Annotated in this window: 19 protein-coding genes and 1 pseudogene; 17 read left to right on the forward strand and 3 right to left on the reverse strand. The window is 71.0% G+C overall.

Going from position 1 to position 21,492, the window contains the following annotated elements:
* Positions 1 to 48 precede the first annotated feature (48 nt).
* Both ACLHRZ_RS01575 and ACLHRZ_RS01580 read right to left on the reverse strand, forming a co-directional pair.
* The gene (locus ACLHRZ_RS01575; RefSeq protein ID WP_490416334.1) at positions 49 to 513 is read right to left on the reverse strand and encodes an OsmC family protein; all 465 of its coding nucleotides are present in this window, start codon (positions 511 to 513) and stop codon (positions 49 to 51) included.
* Positions 514 to 677: 164 nt separating this feature from the next.
* On the reverse strand, positions 678 to 3,077 hold the full coding sequence (locus ACLHRZ_RS01580; RefSeq protein ID WP_490416335.1) for a glycoside hydrolase family 65 protein: 2,400 nt from the start codon (positions 3,075 to 3,077) through the stop codon (positions 678 to 680).
* Between the two features lie 181 nt (positions 3,078 to 3,258).
* Here ACLHRZ_RS01580 and ACLHRZ_RS01585 point away from each other — a divergent pair, with 181 nt between their 5' ends.
* The 15 genes and pseudogenes from ACLHRZ_RS01585 to ACLHRZ_RS01655 all read left to right on the forward strand — a co-directional run bounded on the left by ACLHRZ_RS01585 (position 3,259) and on the right by ACLHRZ_RS01655 (position 18,714).
* Positions 3,259 to 3,774, forward strand: coding sequence for a hydrogenase maturation protease (locus ACLHRZ_RS01585; protein ID WP_490416336.1), 516 nt, complete (start codon positions 3,259 to 3,261; stop codon positions 3,772 to 3,774).
* On the forward strand, positions 3,771 to 6,068 hold the full coding sequence (hypF, locus tag ACLHRZ_RS01590; RefSeq protein WP_490416337.1) for a carbamoyltransferase HypF: 2,298 nt from the start codon (positions 3,771 to 3,773) through the stop codon (positions 6,066 to 6,068). Before ACLHRZ_RS01585 ends, hypF begins: the two co-directional genes overlap by 4 nt.
* Before the next feature lie 5 nt (positions 6,069 to 6,073).
* Entirely contained in the window at positions 6,074 to 6,340 is a 267-nt protein-coding gene (locus ACLHRZ_RS01595) for a HypC/HybG/HupF family hydrogenase formation chaperone (protein ID WP_490416338.1), read from the forward strand.
* 106 nt (positions 6,341 to 6,446) lie between these two features.
* On the forward strand, positions 6,447 to 9,137 hold the full coding sequence (locus ACLHRZ_RS01600; RefSeq protein ID WP_490416339.1) for a bifunctional acetate--CoA ligase family protein/GNAT family N-acetyltransferase: 2,691 nt from the start codon (positions 6,447 to 6,449) through the stop codon (positions 9,135 to 9,137).
* 62 nt (positions 9,138 to 9,199) lie between these two features.
* Positions 9,200 to 9,250 (forward strand): annotated as a pseudogene (locus ACLHRZ_RS01605) (hypothetical protein); the annotation flags it as partial.
* 64 nt (positions 9,251 to 9,314) lie between these two features.
* The gene (locus ACLHRZ_RS01610; protein ID WP_490416340.1) at positions 9,315 to 9,878 is read left to right on the forward strand and encodes a CBS domain-containing protein; all 564 of its coding nucleotides are present in this window, start codon (positions 9,315 to 9,317) and stop codon (positions 9,876 to 9,878) included.
* Between the two features lie 35 nt (positions 9,879 to 9,913).
* Positions 9,914 to 11,065 (forward strand): 4Fe-4S dicluster domain-containing protein, encoded by a 1,152-nt coding sequence (locus tag ACLHRZ_RS01615; protein ID WP_490416341.1) that lies wholly within the window; start codon positions 9,914 to 9,916, stop codon positions 11,063 to 11,065.
* Positions 11,062 to 11,517: a Crp/Fnr family transcriptional regulator gene (locus tag ACLHRZ_RS01620; protein WP_490416342.1), complete on the forward strand. Its 456-nt coding sequence runs from the start codon at positions 11,062 to 11,064 to the stop codon at positions 11,515 to 11,517. Before ACLHRZ_RS01615 ends, ACLHRZ_RS01620 begins: the two co-directional genes overlap by 4 nt.
* Positions 11,514 to 12,320, forward strand: coding sequence for an FAD/NAD(P)-binding protein (locus ACLHRZ_RS01625; protein WP_490416343.1), 807 nt, complete (start codon positions 11,514 to 11,516; stop codon positions 12,318 to 12,320). The genes ACLHRZ_RS01620 and ACLHRZ_RS01625 overlap by 4 nt, the downstream gene beginning before the upstream one ends.
* 1 nt (position 12,321) lies before the next feature.
* Positions 12,322 to 13,176, forward strand: a complete 855-nt coding sequence (locus ACLHRZ_RS01630; RefSeq protein ID WP_490416344.1) for an NADH-quinone oxidoreductase subunit B family protein — start codon at positions 12,322 to 12,324, stop codon at positions 13,174 to 13,176.
* On the forward strand, positions 13,173 to 14,495 hold the full coding sequence (locus ACLHRZ_RS01635; RefSeq protein ID WP_490416345.1) for a Ni/Fe hydrogenase subunit alpha: 1,323 nt from the start codon (positions 13,173 to 13,175) through the stop codon (positions 14,493 to 14,495). Before ACLHRZ_RS01630 ends, ACLHRZ_RS01635 begins: the two co-directional genes overlap by 4 nt.
* A gap of 10 nt (positions 14,496 to 14,505) precedes the next feature.
* The gene (gene hypD / locus ACLHRZ_RS01640; protein WP_490416346.1) at positions 14,506 to 15,621 is read left to right on the forward strand and encodes a hydrogenase formation protein HypD; all 1,116 of its coding nucleotides are present in this window, start codon (positions 14,506 to 14,508) and stop codon (positions 15,619 to 15,621) included.
* Positions 15,618 to 16,658 carry a hydrogenase expression/formation protein HypE gene (hypE, locus tag ACLHRZ_RS01645; RefSeq protein WP_490416347.1) on the forward strand — a complete coding sequence of 347 codons (1,041 nt, stop codon included), beginning with the start codon at positions 15,618 to 15,620 and terminating at the stop codon, positions 16,656 to 16,658. Before hypD ends, hypE begins: the two co-directional genes overlap by 4 nt.
* A 207-nt stretch (positions 16,659 to 16,865) precedes the next feature.
* The gene (locus ACLHRZ_RS01650) at positions 16,866 to 18,140 is read left to right on the forward strand and encodes an APC family permease (protein WP_490416348.1); all 1,275 of its coding nucleotides are present in this window, start codon (positions 16,866 to 16,868) and stop codon (positions 18,138 to 18,140) included.
* Between the two features lie 91 nt (positions 18,141 to 18,231).
* Entirely contained in the window at positions 18,232 to 18,714 is a 483-nt protein-coding gene (locus ACLHRZ_RS01655; protein ID WP_490416349.1) for a DoxX family protein, read from the forward strand.
* On the opposite strand, the gene ACLHRZ_RS01660 is transcribed toward ACLHRZ_RS01655, so the two are convergent.
* Positions 18,703 to 19,710 (reverse strand): 2-hydroxyacid dehydrogenase, encoded by a 1,008-nt coding sequence (locus tag ACLHRZ_RS01660; protein WP_490416350.1) that lies wholly within the window; start codon positions 19,708 to 19,710, stop codon positions 18,703 to 18,705. The genes ACLHRZ_RS01655 and ACLHRZ_RS01660 overlap by 12 nt on opposite strands.
* 411 nt (positions 19,711 to 20,121) lie before the next feature.
* Between ACLHRZ_RS01660 and ACLHRZ_RS01665 the strand changes: the two genes are divergently transcribed.
* Both ACLHRZ_RS01665 and ACLHRZ_RS01670 read left to right on the forward strand, forming a co-directional pair.
* Complete coding sequence (locus tag ACLHRZ_RS01665) at positions 20,122 to 20,508, forward strand: Hsp20/alpha crystallin family protein (RefSeq protein ID WP_490416351.1); 387 nt, start codon at positions 20,122 to 20,124, stop codon at positions 20,506 to 20,508.
* A gap of 91 nt (positions 20,509 to 20,599) precedes the next feature.
* The gene (locus ACLHRZ_RS01670; protein WP_490416352.1) at positions 20,600 to 21,472 is read left to right on the forward strand and encodes a universal stress protein; all 873 of its coding nucleotides are present in this window, start codon (positions 20,600 to 20,602) and stop codon (positions 21,470 to 21,472) included.
* Positions 21,473 to 21,492 lie beyond the last annotated feature (20 nt).

Genomic DNA, 21,492 nt, shown 5'->3' on the forward strand with positions numbered 1-21,492 from the left:
GTTATTAGAGGCGCTGCAGAGCGGTGGCCCTCCTGTCCACCGCGAACTTCAGTACTCAGCCGGGGTCGCCAATTCGAGTGCGATGCTGACCCCGGGCGGCTGCTGAAGGGTGTTGTGCACGGTGCAGTGGGAGATGACCGCCAGGAACGCGTCACGGCGTTGTGGCTCCAGCCCGGCGGGGGTCTTAACCGTGAGCCGCAGCGCGCTTACACGGGCGGGCCGGTCCCCGGCCATGGTGAACTCTGCATCCACCTGCAGACCGGCCGGGTCGACCTGGTGGCGCTTGAGGTATCGGCCTGCGTAGAAGGCCACGCAGGACGCGAGCGAGGCGGCGAACAGGTCGGTTGGGGTGGGGCCCTCGTCGTTGCCTCCGCCGTTGACGGGCTGGTCGACCACGAGGCGGTGGCCACGGACGGCGATCGAATAGGAGTCGCCAGCCGCATAGTCGACGCGGATCCGGCCCGGCGGCAACGCCTGGAGGACGCCACATGGTGTTTCGCGTATGGACGTCATGGCCTGCCTCCTTGCTCATGCGGCGGGCACAGCCCGCGCAGCAGCTTTCCTCTCTTCTCCAGCGCACTCCCAGGAGGGGCCGAACCGACGTGGGCCAACCGTCCCTGTTCCAGGGCCTTCCGACCCTGATTCGCGGAATACGGTCATCGATGTCCCCGGCGGGCTCATGGCCGACGCAGCGTGAGGGTGGTGGTTTCGCCCGGGTGGATGATGACGGCCCGTTCCGGGAGCACGACCCTGATTGGGGACTCCTCCGAGTTCGGCACGCAGATGGTGAGCCGCTTGCCGCAGACCCGCACCTCGATCCCCCAGTGCCCGCGGTAGCGGAGGGCGAAGCCGAATTCCGAGAGCTCGGGGAGTTCCACCGGGGCGAACCAGAGCGCGTCCTCGCGCGTCTCGAGCCCCGTCAGGCCGCGCTGCACCAGGTCCAGGGTGCCGGCCATGGCCCCGAGGTGAATGCCCTCCGGCGCGGTGCCGCCCTGGACATCGGCGACGTCCTCCACGAGCGCCTCCCGGCAGTACCGCCAGGCGTCGGTGCGCCGGGCGCGGGCCAGCACCCAGCCGTGGACCAGGCCGCTGAGCGTCGAGCCGTGACTGGTGCGCCCCAGGTAGTAGTCGACGGTCCGGCGCCAGGTCTCATCCGTGAGCTCGTATCCCAACCGTCCGAAGATGGTGGACAGTTCGCCCGAAGAGAAGAGGTAGCCGAGCATCAGCACATCGGCCTGCTTCGACGCCTTGTACCGGTTGACCGAGTCGCCTTCCGCCTCCAGGACGCGGTCCAGCCTCCTGATGTCACCGTATCGCTTGCGGTAGCCGTCCCAGTCCAGTTCGGTCAGCTCCTCGTAGCCGTCGAATTGGCTGATGACGCCCCGGTGGAACGGCACCCGGAGCCGTCGGGAGATCTCTTCCCACAGCGGCAACTGCCCCGCGTCCAGCACGCCGTGCTCGAACAGCTCCTGCCGCCGCCGAGTGGGCAGGCTCCGCGTCAGCTCAAGGGCTCGGGTGAGGACCCAGGCCGCGGTGACGTTGGTATAGGCGTTGTCGTCGATTCCCACTCGTTCAGCGCCGGGGTAGGCGTCGTGGTACTCGTCGGGGCCGACGACTCCGCGGATGCGATAGCGGTCGCTCGCGGGGTCGAGGACGGCACTGTCCGCCCAGAAGCGGGCGATCTGCAGCAGCATCTCCGCGCCGCTGGTGTGCAGGTAGGTGGTGTCGCCCGTCGCCTGGCAGTACTGCCACACGTTGTACGCCACCGCCGAACCGACGTGGTGCTGCAGCCGGGAGCGGTCCGGCACCCAGCGGCCGGACCTCGGGTTGAGGTGGAGCATCTGGGTCTCGTCGCGGCCGTCACTGCCGCTCTGCCACGGGTACCGGGCCCCGGCCCGCCCCTCCTGCCGCGCCGCCTGCAGCGCCTTGGGCAAGCGGCGGTGACGGTAATTCAGCAGGGCCCGGGAGACATCCGGGAAGTGCAGGTTGAGGTAAGGCAGGACGAACAGTTCGTCCCAGAAGACATGGCCCCGGTACGCCTCGCCGTGCAGGCCCCGCGCCGGCACCCCGACATCCAGGTCCGCGGTGTGCGGTGAGAGCGTCTGCAGGACGTGGAAGAGGTGCAGCCGCAGAACGCGGCCCGCCTCTCCCGGTACGTACAGATCCGCTTGCCGCCACAGCTGCTCCCAGGCGGCGGTGTGGGACAGCATGAGTGCCGGGAAGTCCGGTGCCACCGCGACGCGTTCGACGGCCGCCGTGAACGGGTCGCTGATCGCCCGGTCGTGAGAGGTGTGCAGCGCCACGGTCTTGTCGACCGTGACGGACTGCCCGTCGGACACGGCGAGTTCAAGACGGTGCACGGCCCGGTGACCGCCCCCGTCCCTGGCCGTGAACGTCGCTGTACCACCGGTCACGGTAGTTCTCTGGGCCATGCCGATGGCCGTGTCCGACGTCCTGGTGCGGCAGCGCAGCCAGACCTTGTCCGGCTCGGCCGTGCCAGTGTGGAAGCCCGTGAGATGGCGTCGCTCGAGGGCACGGTAGCGGGGCACGTTGGCGTTGACGACGTCCCCGTCGAGGCCGGACTCCACCTCGATCCGCCCGGACCACCCCTCGGGAGTGAAAATGGTCCGCAACGCCGCCAGGTGTGGATCCCCCATGTGGACCAGTCTGCTCTGCTCCACTCCCAGTACCCGGCCGTCGGCCGCCCGGTACCGGAACGTCCGGGTGAGCGTGCCGTGCCGCAGGTGGAGAACCAGCCGGTGGCCGATGACCCCGCCGTCGTCCATCGTGAACCACGGCCCGGGCGCGCCGTCGTCCGGCAGCAGCCGGAAGCGCAGCAGCAGCCAGTTGGGGAGGTTGACGATGTCCTCGTTCTCGACTTCGCGGCCGACCACGGTTGATACAAGACGGTCGTAGCAGCCCGCCGCGTACATCCCCGGGTAGTGACCGTGCCCGGCCCTGCTCTCGGGCGCCGCCCCGCGCGTGGCGAAGTAGCCGTTGCCGAGCGTGCACAGGGATTCCCGCAGCCCTTCCGTGGCCGGGTCGTAGCCCTCGTACTCCCAGGTCCACTCCGGCATGGTCGGCCTCGCTTCCGTCTCCCGTTCAGGAGAACAAACCTTGCCGCTGCCCGGAGACCCTTGTCACCCTCCCGGGCGCATCGTGGCCCGTCCGGACGCACGTCTGTACGCTGCGGCCCCGAGCAGGATCCGCGCGTTGTGGAGATCATCGGAAACGGGGGCTCAGGACAGGGAGTGAGCCATGGCGGTCGCCACCCGCATCGCGGTCATCGGGGTCGGCAACGAGTTCCGGCGGGACGACGGCGTGGGCCCCGCTGTCGTCGCCCGGCTGCTGGAACGTGCCGCGTCCCGGCCGCTGCCGGCCGGGACCGCGTTGTCGTCGAGCGACGGTGATCCCGGACGCCTGATCGGCCTGTGGGAGAACGCCGAGCTGGCCGTGGTCGTGGACGCGGCCCACGCCCATCCGGGCGACCCGGGACGTGTGCACCGGCTGGAGCTGGACAAGCACGAGACCTGGCAGTCGGGAGCCGCCAGCACCCACGGGCTCGGCCTCGGTGAGGCCGTGGAGCTGTCGCGGACGCTCGGCCGGATGCCCCGGCACATGATCGTGTATGCGGTCGAGGGCGCGGACAGCACCCTGGGCACAGGGCTGACCCCAGCCGTCGCCGCGGTGGTGGAACCGCTGGCGGAGCGCGTCGAGGGGGACATCGCGCGGCACCGTGATGCCATCGCCCGCGGCGGGAGCCCCGGCCGGTGAGCGAGCGGTTCGCGTGCACGATCACGGTCTCGGGGCGGGTTCAGGGTGTGGGCTTCCGCCCCTTCGTCCACCGCGTCGCCACGCGCCTGGGGCTGGACGGGTGGGTCCTCAACGCCGGTGGCCATGTGGAACTGTCCGTGGCCGGATCGCGGCAGGCTCTGAGCACGCTGGTCGAGGTGCTGCGGAACGACGCACCGCCCCTGGCCGAGGTGCGCGACGTGCACACTGCATCGCTTGCGGGCCCCTTCCCGACTCCCGGCTCGGGCTTCACCGTCCGTGGCAGCACCGCCGCTTCGGGCAGGACCGTCCACCGGGAGATCGCCCCGGATGTCGCCACGTGCGCGGCGTGCCTCAAAGAGCTGTTCGACCCGGCCGACCGCCGCTATCGCTACCCCTTCATCAACTGCACCGACTGCGGCCCGCGCGCGACCGTCGTCGAGGACCTGCCGTACGACCGTGAGCGGACCACCATGCGGCACTTCGCCCTGTGCGCGCCATGTGCTGCGGAATACGCGAATCCCCGCGACCGGCGTTTCCACGCCGAACCGGTCGCCTGCCCCGACTGCGGGCCGCGATTGTCCTGGGACGGGCTCACCGGGGAAGCCGCTCTCCGCGCAGCCGTGACCGCGGTGGCCGAAGGTGCCGTTGTCGCGGTCAAGGGGCTCGGCGGCTACCAGCTGGTGTGCGACGCCACGAACGCCGAAGCCGTGGCCCGGTTGCGTGAGCGCAAGCGGCGCCCCGCAAAGCCGTTGGCCGTCATGGCCCGTGACGTCCCGTCCGTCCGGCGACTGGCCCAGGTGCCGCGCACCGCGCAGACCGCGCTGACGTCGCCGGCCCGGCCGGTCGTGCTGCTCAAGGCACGGCTCCGGACTGCCGTCGTGCCCGGCATCCACCCAGGCACCGATCACATCGGGCTGTTCCTGCCCACCACGGGCCTGCATCATCTGCTGCTGCACGAGCTCGCCAGGCCACTGGTCGTCACCAGCGGCAACGTCTCGGGCGAGCCCATCGCGATCGACGACGCGGCAGCCAGGAGCACACTGGGCGACGTCGCCGACGGGTTCCTCTGCCACGACCGGCCGATTCGCGCGCGCTACGACGATTCGGTGGTCCGTCCGGCGGGGCGTACGGTCCTCACCATCCGCCGGGCCCGCGGGTTCGCGCCGGCGCCTCTGCCACTGCCCATGGCCGCCACGGTGCCGATCGCGGCGGCCGGCGCGCAGCTCAAGCACACCTTCGCGCTCGCCGAGGGGGCGAAGGTCTTCCTCGGGCCGCACACCGGGGACTTGGAGGATGCGGGCACATTCGAAGCATTCGAGGCGTCGTACGCCGACCTGGTCCGGTTGACCGGAATCGAGCCGCGCGCGGTGGCCCACGATCTGCACCCCGGCTACCTGTCCGCCCAATGGGCCAAGGAGCTCCCGGTGGCACGGCGGATCGCTGTGCAGCACCACCACGCACATGTCGCGGCCTGCGCCGCCGAGCACGGAGTCCGCGAACCGTTCCTCGGCGTCGCCTATGACGGGCTGGGCTTCGGTGACGACGGCACGCTGTGGGGCGGCGAGATCCTCGTCGCCGACCTGGCCCGGTACCGCCGGGTGGGCCGTTTCGGCACCGCGCCGATGCCCGGAGGTGCGGCGGCCGTCCGCCGGCCCGCGCGGATGGCCCTGGGATACCTCTGCGGTGCCGAACCGTTGGGCACGCCGCTCCCGCCCTCTTCGCTGGTCCGCTCGTTCACCGGACGTCTCGACCCGCGCGAGGCGCGCGTGGTCGGGGCGATGGTCGAGCGAGGCGTCAACTGCCCCCGCGCGTCCAGCGCGGGGCGGCTCTTCGACGCCGCGGCGGCGCTGCTGGGCCTCGGAGACGAGGTGAGCTATGAGGGCCAAGCGGCCGTCGCTCTGGAGACCGTTGCGGGGAATGTGCGCGCCGAAGCACTGCCCTGGCGTCTGGTACCCGCCGAGGGCCTCTGGGCCTACGACCCCGTGCCCACCCTCACCACCTTGCTCGAAGGAGCCGCCGACGGAGAGGACGTGGACCGGCTCGCGGCCGCCTTCCACCGGACGGTCGCCGAAGTGACCGGCGCCCTCGTGGAACGAGCCGTCGAGGCAGGAGCCCCGCGCACGGTGTGTCTGTCCGGCGGCTGCTTCCAGAACGCCCGGCTGCTGACCGAGGTCGGCACGCTCCTGCGGTCCCAGGGGCTCCGGGTCCTGGTCGGCAGTGCCGTGCCGGTCAATGACGGCGGTATCAGCTACGGGCAGGCGGCCGTCGCCACAGCCCGCATCGAAGGAGAGTGAGTGCGATGTGCCTGGGCATTCCGGGCAAGATTCTGGAGATCCGCAACCGTGCCGGGCTGCGGCTGGCCACGGTCGATTTCGGCGGGGTGCGCCGCGAGGCGTACCTGGCCTACACCCCCGAGGCGGACGTCGGCACGTACGTCGTCGTCCACGTCGGATTCGCGATCACCACGGTCGACGAGGCCGAGGCGCAACGCACCCTCGATGTGCTGCGGGCCATGGCCGACACCGTGGAGGGCGAGCTCGGCGAACCGCTCCCCGAACGCTCCTAGGCATCCCCGGGCAGGGCCGGTCGGCCCATCGCCCTGCACCGGTCAGCCCATCCGCCCGAGCCGACCGCGGCAAAGACTGGAGACGACCGAGGGAGGTGACGGGAAGGTGCCCGACACCTTGGTTCCGCCCGTGCACGCCTTGCTGGCGGACGGCACGACCGTCCAGGTCCGACAGGTCATGCCCGCGGACCGGCCGGCTGTCCTGCGGTTGTACGAGCACATGTCCCCGGAGAACCTGCGCCTGCGGTTCTTCTCGGCGGGTTCCTGGAACGGGGAACAAGCAGCCGACCGGGCATGCGCCGCTGGGCGACCTGGCGAGCGGGTGCTGCTTGCCCGGACAGACGGCGAGGTCGTGGGCATCGCCGAGTACCACGCGGACCCGCTGCTCCCGAGCCGGGCCGAGGTCGCCCTGGCCGTGGCCGATCCGTGGCACCACCGGGGCGTCGGCACCCTGCTCCTGGAGCATCTGGTGGACGCCGCCCGTGCCGATGGTCTGGACACCTTCACTGCTGACGCGCTGGCCGAGAACCTCCCGGTCCTCCAGGTGTTCCGAGACCTGGGCCTGCCGCTCCGGCGCCGCTACGACGGCCCGGAAGTGCGCGTCACCGTGGGACTCACGCCGGATGAGACGTATCTGTCCGCCGTGGAAGGCCGGGGCCGTACTGCAGACGTCGCCAGCCTGCGGCCACTGCTGCGGCCGGAGTCCGTCGCCGTCATCGGAGCCGGCCGCAGGCCCGGGTCGGTGGGCCGGGCCATTCTGCGCAACCTGCGGGCCGCCGGGTACACCGGGCACGTCGATGTGGTCAATCCGCATGCCCAGGTCATCGAGCGCGTCCCCAGCCGCCCCACCGTCGCCGACCTGCCCCGTGCACCCGAGCTGGCCGTGCTCGCAGTACCCGCTGGCGCGGTGCCCACCGTCGCCGAGGAATGCGGCAGAAGCGGAGTACGGGCACTGCTGGTGGTGACCTCGGGCCTGGATGCCGCACAGGCCACAGCGCTGCGAGCGACATGCCGCAGGTACGGAATGCGGCTCGTCGGCCCCAACTGCCTGGGGCTGGCCAACACGGAGCGGGACATCCGGCTGGACGCGACCTTCGCGGCCTGCTTGCCGCTGGCCGGCACGGCCGGCGTGGCGGTGCAGTCGGGCGGCGTGGGCATCGCGCTGCTGGACGGGCTCTCCCGGCTCGGCATCGGGGTGTCCACATTCGTCTCGCTCGGCGACAAGTACGACGTCAGCGGCAACGACCTGCTCCAGTGGTGGGAGAGCGACGGGCGCACCGGCCTCGCCCTCCTGCACCTGGAGTCCTTCGGCAACCCTCGGGCCTTCTCCCGCACCGCCCGGCGGGTCGGCCATCGGATGCCGGTCCTCACCGTCGACGCGGGCCGTTCCGAGGCCGGCCGCCGCGCCGCGGCCTCGCACACGGCCGCGGCCGCTACGCCCACCATGACCCGGCGCGCGCTCTTCACGCAGGCCGGTGTCATCGCCACCCGGAGCATCGGTGAACTGCTCGATGCCGCAGCCCTGTTGCACTCCCAGCCGCTGCCGACCGGTAACTCGGTGGTCGTGGTCACCAACGCGGGTGGCGTCGGAGTGCTCGCGGCGGATGCCTGCAGCGAGGCCGGGCTGAGCGTACGACCGCTGCAGGACCAACTGACAAACGAGCTGGCGACGTTGCTGCCGGAAGGGGCGATCGCCGGTAATCCTGTCGATGCCACGGCGGCTGTATCCGAGGAGCAGCTCCGCGCCTGTCTCGATCGTGTGGCTGCCCACCGCGATGTCGATGCCGTGCTGGGCGTGTTCGTCCCCACGGCCCTCGCGGCAGCCACGGGTGACGACCTGGTGCGGGCCATCACGCACAGTCCGGGCCGGGCGCCGTGTGCGACGTTGGCCGTGCTCCTCGAACAGCCCGCGCGCGTCCGACTGTTGGATGTCGGGGGCAGCGGCACCGTACCGGCCTATGCCGACCCGCAGGATGCCGCCCGCGCTCTTTCCTGCGCTGTGACGTACGCCCGGTGGCGTGCGCGTCCGCAGGAGGAAGCAGCGGAACCGCCCGATGCCGATGCGGAAGGCGCCCGGGCCTGCGTGGCCTCCTGGCTCGACGACCACTCCGAGGGCGGCTGGCTGGACCCGATCACGTGTGCGCGACTCCTGGAGCACTACCGCATCCCCCAGATCGCCTGGGAGTGGGTGTGCGGCGAGGACACTGCTGCCGCAGCTGCGCGGCGGCTCGCCGGGCCTCACGGCCGCGTGGTGCTGAAGGCCCACCGGCCGGGGCTGGTGCACAAGACCGCCGAAGGAGCCGTCCGCCTGGACCTCCAGGGCGAGGCGGAGGTACGGGCCGCCTATCGCGACCTCGCCGCCCGCTTCGGCGACAAGCTCTCCGGAGTCGTCGTCCAGCCGCAGGCACCCCATGTGCTGGAACTGGTGGCCGGCGTGGTCCAGGACGAGGTCTTCGGCCCGCTCGTGCTCTTCGGCCAGGGCGGCACCGCGACAGACGTCCTGGCCGACCACGCCGCCCGGCTCGCCCCGCTCACCGCCTACGATGTGGACGACCTGATCACGGCACCGCGCTGCTCGCGCCTGCTGGCCGGCCACGCGGGTGGCGCCCCGGTCGACCTCGGCGCACTGGAGCAGCTGCTCCTCCGTCTCTCCCGGATGGCCTGCGACCTGCCCCAACTCTCAGAAGCAGACCTCAACCCGGTGGTGACGAGCCCGGACGGCGTCATGGCGCTCGATGCGCGGATCCGGCTGCTGCCGCGCCGTGCCCACGACCCATACCTGCGGCGACTGCGCTGACACCGGCGTGGTCGGCACGAAAGGTCACGATGATCATGAGGCAGAGCAAGGTCGGGAATCTGATGACACACGATGTCGTCTCTGTGCTTCCCTCTGCATCCTTCAAGGAGGTCGCCGGGCACCTCGCGGAGCACTGCATCAGCGGTCTGCCCGTGGTGGACGACGAAGGTCCTGGGAGTGATCTCCGAGAGCGATCTCGTGCTGCACCAGGGCCGCGTCCCCGCCGAACCTGCTGCCCCGCGCCGTCGCCGGTGGCACCTGAGGCACGACGATGCGCCCGCACGGGCTCCGGCCAGGACCGCGGCAGGGCTGATGTCCAGCCCGGCGATCACCGTGCACACCGACGACACCATCGCCGAGGCCGCCCGGACCATGGCGCGCCACCGCGTCGAACGGCTCCCGGTGGTCGACGAAGAGGACCGGCTGGTCGGCATTGTCACCCGCCGCGACCTGCTGCAGGTGTTCCTCCGGCAGGACCCGGCCATCCGCCGCGAAGTGATCTCCGATGTGATCGTGGGCACCATGTGGCTCACTCCCGCCACGCTCGGCGTGCAGGTCCAGGACGGTGTGGTCACGCTGAAAGGGCAGCTGGAGCGGCGCAGCGAGGTTCCGGTGCTGCTGCGGCTGACGGAGCAGATCGACGGGGTCGTCTCGGTGATCGACGAGCTGACGTACCGCGTGGACGACACGCGTCCGGCGCGGCCCGCCGAGCAGACGTTGCTCGGCCTCGTTGAGGACTGATCCGCCGCTGCATACGACCGGACAGGAGAATGTCCATGGCGCGCGACGACGAGAACATGGTCTGTGTCCTCGACCGTGCCGGTCTTGATGCGCTCGTGCAGGTCCTCCGTGCGCGGGGACGCACGGTGATCGGCCCCATGGAGCGGGACGGGGCCATCGTCCTGGCCGAGCTGGAGTCCGCCGACGAACTGCCCTACGGCCGGGGCGTGGAGCTGGAGGGCGGCCACTACCGGGTGATCCCGCGCGACGACGGGGCCGCGTTCGCCCACAGCGCCGGCCCCCAGTCCTGGAAGAACTACCTGCTGCCCGAACGAGTGCGCCAGTGGACCGCCGACCGCGGACCGGACGGCGAGATGACGGTCCGTCCCGAGCGGCACGATCCGGCCTCGTATGCCTTTCTCGGGGTGCGCCCCTGCGATCTGCGGGCCATCGCCATCCAGGACCGGGTACTGATCGGCGGTCGGCACCAGGACGATGCCTATCGGGCCCGGCGCAACGGCGCCTTCCTGATCGCCATGGAGTGCACCGAGCCGGGTGCGACGTGCTTCTGCGTCTCCATGGGCACCGGCCCCGCTGCCGGGCCCGGGTACGACATCGCCATGACCGAGGTCCTGGACGACGCCGGGCACCGCTTCCTGGCGCGCGCCGGCACCACCGAAGGGGCTGAGGTCCTCGCGGAGTTGCCGCACCAGCCGGCCGACGCTGCTACTCGCACCGCGGCAGCCGAGGCGGTCGAGGACGCGGCGGGCCGCATGGGCCGCAGCATGCCACCGGTGAGTCTCCAGACGCTGATGGCCGGCAGCCTGAACGCCGAACGCTGGGACGACGTCGCCGCCCGCTGCCTGACCTGCGGCAACTGCACCATGGCCTGCCCCACGTGCTTTTGCACCACCACTGAGGACGTCACCGACCTCACCGGCGACCACGCCGAGCGCTGGAGCCGCTGGGACTCCTGCTACGACCTCGACTTTTCCCATCTGTCCGGCGGCGGCCCCGTCCGGGCCACCGGGCACAGTCGCTACCGCCAGTGGCTCACCCACAAACTCGGCACCTGGCACGACCAGTTCGGCAGCTCGGGCTGTGTGGGCTGCGGCCGGTGCATCGTATGGTGCCCGGTCGCCATCGATATCACCGAGGAGGCCCATGCCCTCCACCGGGAGGCACTCGCGAAGGACCAATCATCATGATCAGGACCGGCCTTTTCCCGAGCATCCCCGCGGACCATCGTGACCGGTTGATGGCTCTCGCCAAGGAGGTGTCGTTCCCCGCCGGGGCGCGCATCTTCGAAGAGGGTTCCAAAGCTGACCGTTTCTGGGTCATCCACACCGGCGGCGTCTCCCTCGACCTGCACGTGCCCGGCCGACGACCCGCCGTCGTCGAGACCATCGGCTCGGGCGAACTGCTGGGCTGGTCCTGGGTCTGCCCGCCCCGGCAGTGGCACCTGGGGGCCGAAGCCATCAGTCCGGTGCGTGCCTGGGAGTTCAACGCCCAGAAGGTCCTGGACCTGTGCGAGCACGACCCCATGGTCGACCACGCGCTGCTCACCTACGTCCTCGGGACCGTCGGCCACCGGCTGCGGTCCACTCGCACCCGGCTTCTCGACCTTTACGGCCCTGCTGGGAGCGGGGGTCCTCGATGACGACCGTGCCTCTGCCGTACCGCGTGGTGGAGAACCGTCCCGAGACCGCCGATACCGTCACCGTCCGCCTGGAGCCGGTCCACGAGGCCCTGCCGCCTTTCGTGCCGGGCCAGTTCGCCATGATCTACGCGTTCGGGGTGGGCGAGATCCCGGTCTCCGTCGCCGGCATCCTCCCCGACGGCGGGCTCCTGCACACGATCCGGGGTGCCGGCGCGGTGTCCGGGGCCCTGTGCAGACTCCGGCCGGGCACGTCGGTCGGGATGCGCGGCCCGTTCGGTACCAGCTGGGACCTGGCCCTGGCCGCCGGAGACGACCTGCTCGTCGTCGCGGGCGGCATCGGACTCGCGCCCCTGCGGCCGCTCGTCCTCGCCGCCCTGGCCGCACCGCAAGGCCACGGCCGGCTCAACGTCCTCGTCGGCGCCCGGTCTCCGGACGATCTGCTCTACCGGGACGAGCTCGGAAACTGGGGCAGGCCGTACTGCGGCATCACCGTGGACCGGCCGGGACCGGGCTGGCAGGGCCGGGTGGGCGTCGTCACCACCCTGCTCGACGAGGCGCTCTTCTCCCCCGCCGGCACCACCGCCTTCATCTGCGGCCCCGAGGTCATGATCCGCGCCACGGCCCGCGAGCTGCTGCACCGCGGCGTGCGCGCCGACCGCATCCTGGTCTCCCTCGAACGCAATATGCGCTGCGCCACCGGCCACTGCGGCCACTGCCAGCTCGGGCCGCTGCTGCTGTGCCGGGACGGCCCCGTCGTCGGCTACGACCGCGCCGAACGGCTGCTGGCCGTACGGGAGCTGTGACATGGGCACCCCGCAACCCACGCGCCCCCGGCTCGGTGTCTTCAAGTTCGCCTCGTGCGACGGCTGTCAGCTCACCCTGCTCGACTGCGAGGACGAACTCCTCGGGCTGGCCGCCCAAGTGGACATCTCCCACTTCCTGGAGGCATCCAGCGCGGTCGAGCCCGGCCCCTACGACCTGTCGCTCGTCGAGGGGTCGGTCACCACGGCCGAGGACGCCGAACGCATCCGACGTATCCGCGCCGAATCCCGCACACTCGTCACCATCGGCGCCTGCGCCACAGCCGGAGGCGTCCAGGCGCTGCGCAACTTCGCGGACGTCGACGAGTTCCGCGAAATCGTGTACGCCAGGCCCGAGTACATCGAGACCCTCGCCACCTCCACCCCCATCGCCGCTCACGTCCCCGTCGACCTCGAACTCCAGGGCTGCCCCATCGACCGCGGGCAACTGCTGGAAGTCATCACCGCGTTCCTCGCCGGGCGCAGGCCGGACATCCCCCGGCACAGCGTCTGCTTCGCCTGCAAACGGCGCGGCACACCCTGCGTGACCGTCGCCCACGGCACCCCCTGCCTCGGGCCGATCACCCACGCCGGGTGCGGCGCCCTGTGCCCGTCCTACGGACGCGGCTGCTACGGCTGCTTCGGACCGTCCGGCTCGACCAACATGCCCGCGATGATCCCGCTGCTGCGCAGCGACGGCCTGAGCGACGACGACGTCCTGCGGATCCTCCACACCTTCAACGCCGCGAAGTTTGCCGAGATCGAGACCACGGAGGAGGCGCCACACCGCTGGGCCGCACCGCCGCACCGCGAAGGAAGCACCGGCGAGCCCGGCACCGAGCACGGGGCGCAGCCGTGACGCACCGCGGCTCGCGCATCCTGCATGTCGGCTCCCTCGCGCGGGTGGAGGGCGAGGGAGCGCTGCACCTGAGTATCGACGACGGCGAGGTCACTGCGGCCCAGCTCAGGATCTACGAACCGCCGCGCTTCTTCGAGGCGTTCCTGCGCGGCCGTCGGCACACCGAGCCGCCCGACATCACCTCCCGGGTGTGCGGGATCTGCCCGGTCGCCTACCAGATGAGTGCCTGCCGGGCCATCGAGGACGTCTGCGGCGTCACCGTCGACGGCCAACTGGCCTCACTGCGCCGATTGCTGTACTGCGGCGAGTGGATCGAGAGCCAGACCCTCCACATCTACCTGCTCCACGCCCCCGACTTCCTCGGCTACGACAGCGCCATCCACCTCTCCCGCGACCGCCGCGCGGACGTCGAACGGGGCCTGCGGCTCAAACAGGCCGGGAACGCCATCCTGGAACTCCTCGGCGGCCGCTCCATCCACCCCGTCAACGTCCGCGTCGGCGGCTTCCACCGCACCCCCACCCGCGCCGAACTCCGCCCGCTGGCCGAGCAACTGCGGCGAGCCCGTGACGATGCGCAGGAGACCGTCCGCTGGGTGTCCGGCTTCGACTTCCCCGATGCCGAGTGCGACGCCGACCTGCTCGCCCTCGCCGAACCGGACACCTACGCCATCGACGGCGGCACCCCCACCGTCCTTCCCTACGGAGACGGGCATAACCGCCACACCTTCCCGGTGCGGGACTTCACTGCCCACGTAGTCGAGGAGCAGGTGCCCTACTCCACCGCCCTCCAGGCAAGGCTGGACGGTCGCCGACACCTGACGGGCTCCCTCGCCCGGTACGCCATCAGCGGCCGTCTGCTACCGCCCTCCGTGCAGGAGGTCGCCCGCGCCGCGGGCCTCGACGGCGTGTGCCGCAACCCCTTCCGCAGCATCGTCGTCCGCGCCGTCGAAGTTGTGTATGCGGTGGAAGAGGCTCTGCGCTTGATCGACGCCTACGAACGGCCGCCCCGTCCGGCCGTGGACGTCACCCCACGGGCCGGTACCGGCCACGGAGCCACCGAGGCTCCGCGCGGCACGCTCTACCACCGCTACGTCCTCGACGGCGAAGGACTGGTCGCCGACGCCCGTCTCGTGCCGCCGACCTCCCAGAACCAGGGGGCCATCGAGGAGGACCTGCGGCGGATCGTCCAGGAGCAGCTCACCCGCGGCGATACCACCGACGCCGAGCTGACCCGCCTGTGCGAGCGGGCCATCCGCAATCACGATCCCTGCATCTCCTGTTCGGCCCACTTCCTCGACCTGACCGTCGAACGAGCGTGAGGAACGCCGCGTGAAGTACCTCGACGAATACCGCGATCCACAGCTCGCCCGGCGTCTCCTGGAGGAACTGCACCGCACGGCCACGCGTCCGTGGCAGATCATGGAGGTCTGCGGCGGCCAGACCCACACCCTCGTCCGCCAGGGCATCGACGAACTCCTGCCCGCCGATATGCGCATGATCCACGGCCCCGGCTGCCCGGTCTGCGTCACCCCGCTGGAAACCCTCGACCGGGCCATGGCCATCGCCGCCCGCCCCGGCGTGACCCTCGCCAGCTTCGGCGACATGCTGCGCGTCCCCGGATCACACACCGACCTCCTCGCGCTGCGCGCACGCGGCGCGGACGTACGTGTCGTCTACTCCCCCATGGACGCCGTGAAGCTGGCGGAGGAACACCCCGAGCGCGACGTCGTCTTCCTCGCAGTCGGCTTCGAGACGACCGCACCGGCCAACGCGATGGCCGTCCTGCACGCCTCCCGCCTGGAGCTGCGGAACTTCAGCATGCTCGTCAGCCACGTCCTCGTACCGCCCGCCATGACGGCACTGCTGGACTCCCCCGAGTGCGAGGTCCAGGCATTCCTCGCCGCCGGCCACGTGTGCGCGGTCATGGGATGGACCGAGTACGAACCCATCGCCGCCCGGTACCACGTGCCCATCGTCGTCACCGGATTCGAACCTCTCGACCTGCTCGAGGGCATCCTGATGGCCGTCCGGCAACTGGAAGAGGGCCGGGCCGAGGTCGAGAACCAGTACGTGCGGGCCGTACGCCGCACGGGCAACGACGAGGCGCAGTCCGCCGTCGCCCGCGTCTTCCGCATCACCGACCGCGCCTGGCGGGGTGTCGGCGAACTCCCTCGCAGCGGCCTCGAACTCCGCCCGGAATTCGCCGCATTCGATGCCGCACACCGTTACGACGTGGACACCCTGCACTCCGCGGAGCATCCCGAGTGCATCGCGGGCGGCATCCTCGCCGGCGCCAAGCTGCCCACCGACTGCACCGCCTACGGCACCCGCTGCACCCCCCGTCATCCCCTCGGCGCCCCCATGGTCTCCACCGAGGGCACCTGCGCGGCCTTCCACTCCGCCGGGCGAACCGCCACCGCAACCGTGAAAGGCAGCCCCGCATGACGACCGGATGTCCTCTGCCGTACTCGGAGAGCGAACGCGTCCTGCTCGGTCACGGAGCCGGCGGACGGCTCACCGCCGAACTGCTGGAATCTCTGGTCCTCCCGGCCATCGGTGATGTCCGGGAGGGCCCGTTGGAGGACGCCGCGCTCGTGCCGGGCCACCCGAACCTGGTCATGAGCACGGACGGCTTCGTCGTCAGCCCCCTGTTCTTCCCCGGAGGCGACATCGGGTCGCTGGCTGTCCACGGCACGGTCAACGACCTGGCCATGCGCGGCGCCGAACCCGTGGCCCTGTCCGTGGCGCTGCTCCTGGAGGAAGGACTGGAGTTCACAGAGCTGGAGGCCGTGCTCGGCTCACTGGGCAAGGCAGCCCAAGAGGTCGGTGTGCCCGTGATCACGGGCGACACCAAGGTCGTCGGCGTGGGCGCGGCCGACAAGGTCTTCATCACCACGACCGGCATCGGCAGGCGTCTCCGCGGGCTCTCCATCTCCGCGGCAGCCGCGCGTCCCGGGGATGCAGTCCTGCTGTCCGGACCGATCGGGCTTCACGGCACCGCCGTGCTCAGCACCCGCGAAGGGCTCGGCTTCGAGGCCGACTTCGCCTCCGACACCCGTCCCCTGCACCGTGTCGTGGCCGCGCTCGCCGGCCTCGGCAGCGCGATCCACGCTCTGCGCGACCCCACCCGGGGCGGCCTCGCAGCAGCGCTCAACGAGGTCGCGCGCGACTCGGGCGTAGCCATGGAGATCGACGAGAGCATGGTCCCGGTACCGGAGCAGGTGGCGGCAGCCTGCGACATCCTCGGCCTCGACCCGCTGCATGTGGCCAATGAGGGCTGCATGGTCGCTTTTGTGTCGTCCGACGCGGCCGACGAGGCCCTGGCGGCCATGCGCTCCTTGCCCGAAGGCAGCGGTGCCGCAAGGATCGGAGAGGTGACCCCTGCCGACGGGCACCCCGGACGCGTCGTCATGCGGACGGTCGTCGGCGCACGCCGGGTGGTGGACATGCCCCTCGGCGAACAGCTTCCCCGTATCTGCTGAACCGGACGCCATGGCGGGGAACTGCGCCCGACGGCCCCGGACGACGGCGGCACGACACCTGATCCGGCGGGTCCCGCTCACCATGCCTCCAGGACCGGCGGAGACGGCCGGTGAGCAGGATCGCGCCGGCCCCGGCGGCTCCGGCTCTCCGTGCGTCTATCGTCTTCCGGTACCGAGAACCGCAAGAGGAACTGAGGGTGCTGTGCCATGAGCGGGCCGTCGAACACCACTGGGGTTCCGGACGAACTGCACCGGCGACTGGGTGTGTTCGACGCGGTGGTGATCGGTCTGGGGTCGATGATCGGCGCGGGCATCTTCGCCGCCCTCGCTCCGGCCGCTCGCGCGGCCGGCTCCGGACTGTTGGCCGGCCTGGCCCTGGCCGCCGTGGTCGCCTACTGCAACGCGACCTCCTCCGCCCGGCTGGCGGCCCGCTACCCGGCCTCCGGCGGCACCTACGTCTACGGCCGCGAACGCCTCGGCGGCTTCTGGGGCTACCTGGCCGGGTGGGGCTTCGTGGTCGGCAAGACCGCATCCTGCGCCGCGATGGCCCTCACCGTCGGCTCGTACGTGTGGCCCGGCCAGGCGCACGCGGTGGCGGTCGCGTCAGTGGTGGCGCTGACCGCCGTGAACTACGCGGGAGTTCAGAAGTCCGCCTGGCTCACCCGCGTGATCGTCTCCGTCGTACTGGCGGTGCTCGTAGCCGTCGTGGTGACCGCCCTCGCTGCACCCGGCGCCGACGCCGGGCGGCTGGACGTCGGTGCGGACGCCACCGTCGGCGGGGTGCTGCAGGCCGCGGGGCTGCTGTTCTTCGCCTTCGCCGGGTACGCGCGCATCGCCACCCTCGGCGAGGAGGTGCGCGACCCGGCGCGCACCATCCCCCGCGCCGTCTCCCTCGCGCTCGGCATCACCCTCGCCCTGTACGCCGTGGTCGCCGTCGCCGCCCTGGCGGTACTCGGCCCGGAGGGGCTCGCGGGCACCGCCGCTCCGCTGTCGGAGGCCGTGCGTGCGGCGGGCGCGGAGTGGCTGGTGCCCGTGGTCCGCGCCGGTGCCGCGGCAGCCGCGCTCGGCTCGCTGCTGGCGCTGATCCTGGGTGTCTCCCGAACCACCCTGGCCATGGCCCGCGACCGGCGTCTACCGCACGCCCTGTCCACCGTGCACGCCCGCTATGCGGTGCCGCACCGGGCCGAACTCGCCGTCGGCGCCGTGGTGGCCGTGGTCGCGGCGACCGTGGACGTGCGCGGGGCGATCGGCTTCTCCTCCTTCGGGGTGCTGGTCTACTACGCCGTCGCCAACGCCTCCGCCTGGACCCTCGCCCCCGACGAGGGCCGCCCACCGCGCATTGTTCCCGCCGCCGGCCTGGCCGGTTGCCTGGTGCTCGCCGTCGCCCTGCCCGTCTCCTCGGTGATCTGGGGCGCGGCGGTCCTGGCAGCAGGCGCCGTGGTCCACGGGACCCGCCAGGCGCTCGGCGCCCGGCGGCAGTAGCCCGAACGGGCGCACAAACCGCCCGGTCGCGGCCCGCTCGCGGGACGATGTCGGAATCCGGCACGTCGTCGACTGGGAAGGGGCCGAGGGCATGGCGCAGCCGAGCACCTGGGCGGCGAAGCTGATCGGGACCACGGCACCGCGATCAGTCGTCCTCATCCGCCTGTACGTGGGGGCCGTCTTCCTGGTCGAGGGGATCCTGAAGTTCCTGCGCTCCCACGCGCTGGGAACGGGCCGGTTCGACAAGGCCGGCATTCCCGCCCCGGGGTTCTTCGCAGCGCTGGACGGGGTGTTCGAGATCGCCTGCGGTGGGCTGATCCTGATCGGGCTGCTCACCAGGCTCGCCGCGGTGCCCATGGTGGTGGACATGCTCGGCGCGCTGCTGATCACGAAGGTGCCGATCCTGTGGGGCGGTTCCGGGCTGTTCCACGGGGAATCCGGCTGGTGGGACTTCGCGCACGAAGCCCGCCTCGATTTCGCGCAGTTGTGCGGCAGCCTCTTCCTTCTCATCGTCGGCGCGGGCACCTTGTCCCTGGACGCCCTCAGACGTCCCGCGGCCGCCTCACACGGATGACGGGCGCGCCACCAGCGTGTTGTCACTGGTCCGCCCGGCGAGATGGTCGGCGATGTTGTCCGCCGTGGTCTGCACGATCTGGCCGACCGCGTCCCGGGTGAAGTACGCCTGGTGCGAGCTGATCAGCACGTTCCTGAAGGTCATCAACCGGGCGAGGGTGTCATCGGTGATGACCTCAAGGGACTTGTCGAAGAAGAAGACGCCCGCCTCCTCCTCGTACACGTCCAGCCCGACGCCCTCCAGCCGCCCGGCTCGCAGGGCGTCCACCAGCGCCGGGGCGTCCAGAAGGCCGCCCCGGCTGGTGTTGATCAGAATGGCGTCGTCCTTCATGAGCGCCAGCGCCTCGGCGTCGATGACGTGATACGTCTCGGGCACCAACGGCGCGTGCAGGCTGAGCAGATCGGATTCGGCGAACAGGCGCTTGCGGTCGACATACTCCATTCCCAGTGCCCGGCATTCGCCGCTCGGTGCGACATCGTGGCCGAGGAGCCGCATCCCGAATCCCGCCGCGATACGGGCGAATGCGGTGCCGATCTTGCCGGTGCCGAGCACGCCGGCGGTGCGGCCGTGAAAGTCCCGGCCCATCAGCCCGTTGAGGCGGAAATCGAAGTCACGGGTGCGAGTGACGGCCCGCGGGATCCTGCGGTCGACTGCGAGGGCGAGTGCCCACGCGAACTCGGCGACGGAATACGGGGAGTAGAAGGACACCCGGGCAACGGCCAGGCCCAGCTTCCGGGCCGCGGCCAGGTCGATGTTGTTGTATCCCGTGGCCCGTTGGGTGATCAGTTCGGTGCCGCCTTCGGCGAGGGTCCGCAGGACGTTCTCGTCGAGGACGTCGTTGACGCTGCTGCAGACGATGCTGCGGCCGGTGGCCGTCGCCACCGTGTCCGCGTTGAGGATGAGGTCCAGGCACCGCAGGTCGTGCTCGCGGCCGAGCGCCCGCTCCAGCAGCGGTCGCTCATCGGTGGTCACTCCGTACGCGACGATTCCCGCCATGTTCCTGCGCTCCTTACGGTGGTGCTTGCCGCTCGCTCAGCCGTGGCCGACCGCTCCGGCGAGAAGGTCCTTGCCTGATCCACAACCGGCTCCCTGCAGACGATCGGCACGCGGTCGTACTCCTACGAGGCTCACTCGAGCATGATCACGTGATGCCCTCTATGACGTGGGTCGAACGGTCCGTAACCGGTGACAAACGGCCCTGAGGGTACAAACCACACAACCACTCGGCGGGGCCTTGTCCCGTCCGGCCCCGGTCACGGGGCCGGGTGACCCATGACGGGTCCTCCCCCGCGCGGGAGAGTGGATAGGGAGACAGCACGTGAAAGACGGTGAAGCACCGCCGGGACAAGGAGGCCCGTCATGGCAGGCTCATCGATATCCAGGCACCGGTAGGGACTGCCGGACCTGATGGAGTGGCTGGGGGCAGGATTCCCCAACGTACCGGTCCTCTGGGGCCGCCAGAACTCCCATGTGATCCCGATCGAGGTGACGGAAGGCGGCGGACAGTACGTGCTGCGTGCCGAGCTGCCCGGTATGGACCCGGAGAAGGACATCGAGATCACGGTCGAGGGTGACACCCTGACCGTCCGGGCCGAGCACACCGAGAGCACGGAGGACAAGCGGCACTCGGAATTCCGCTACGGCTCATTCGAACGGTCCGTCCGGCTGCCGGCCCCGATCCCGGAAGAGGGCCCTACGGCCGATTACCGCGACGGCATCCTCACCGTGACCGTCCCGCGGGCGGCCAAAGAAGCACCGGCCACTCGCACCGTTCCCGTCCAGCGCGCCGATTGAACGGCAAGCACCTGGGATGACAGCGGGGCCGGACCGCCCACGGGGGCCCGGCCCCTGCCGAGACGGCACGCAAGGCAAGGTGGTGGGAGAGATGGTGCTTCCCCTGGTTGTAGGCATCGACGGATCCGACGACAGCCTCATGGCCCTGGACTGGGCGGTGGACGAGGCGGCTCGCCTCGGTCTGCCCCTGCGGATCGTCCACGCACCGCTGTGGGAACGCTACGAGGGGCCGGTTCCGTCCTTCAGCCGCGAACGCCCCACGGACAAGGTCATGACCGAGCGGGTCATCGCCTCGGCCGAGCAACGGGCCCGCAAGCGGGCCCCGGACGTGAAGGTGCACCCCGTGGTGGTGCCCGCGGACGCCGTGGCCGTTCTCCTGCAGGAATCGCGCGCGGCCGCCGCTTTGGTGACGGGTTCCAGGGGACGCGGAGCTGTCAAAGGGCTGCTGCTGGGGTCTGTGAGCCTGTCCGTGGCCGGTCGCGCTCACTGCCCGGTCGTCGTGGTGCGCGGTGAGGAACGGAACGTACAGGGCAAGTGCCGCCGGGTCGTCTTCGGCGCCGGCCACCCCGATGAGTCCACAGCCGCTGCGCGGTTCGCCTTCCGGGAAGCCGCAGCGCGCGGGTGCGAGGTCCAGGCCGTACGGGCATGGCAGTGCGCCGAGCAGCGCCCCGCGGACCGCACCGGGGTGGCGGGCGACACCGCCTACGCGCACGAGGAACGGGCTGCCGATTTCCTGGACGAGACGCTGGGCGAGCTGCAGAGCGAGTACCCGAAGGTCGTTGTCCAGTGCATGGTCGTCGAGGGCCCCCCGCACAAGGTGCTTATCGACATGTCGTCCGACGCCGACCTCCTGGTCCTCGGATCCGCCAAGCGGCAAGGACACTTCGGCCTCCAACTCGGCCGCGTGAGCCACGCTGCACTGCACTGTTCGGCCTGTCCGGTCGCCGTCGTCCCCCATGCATGAGGGTGATCGCCCGGCGTCAG

This window comes from Streptomyces sp. AM25 (assembly GCF_058146165.1).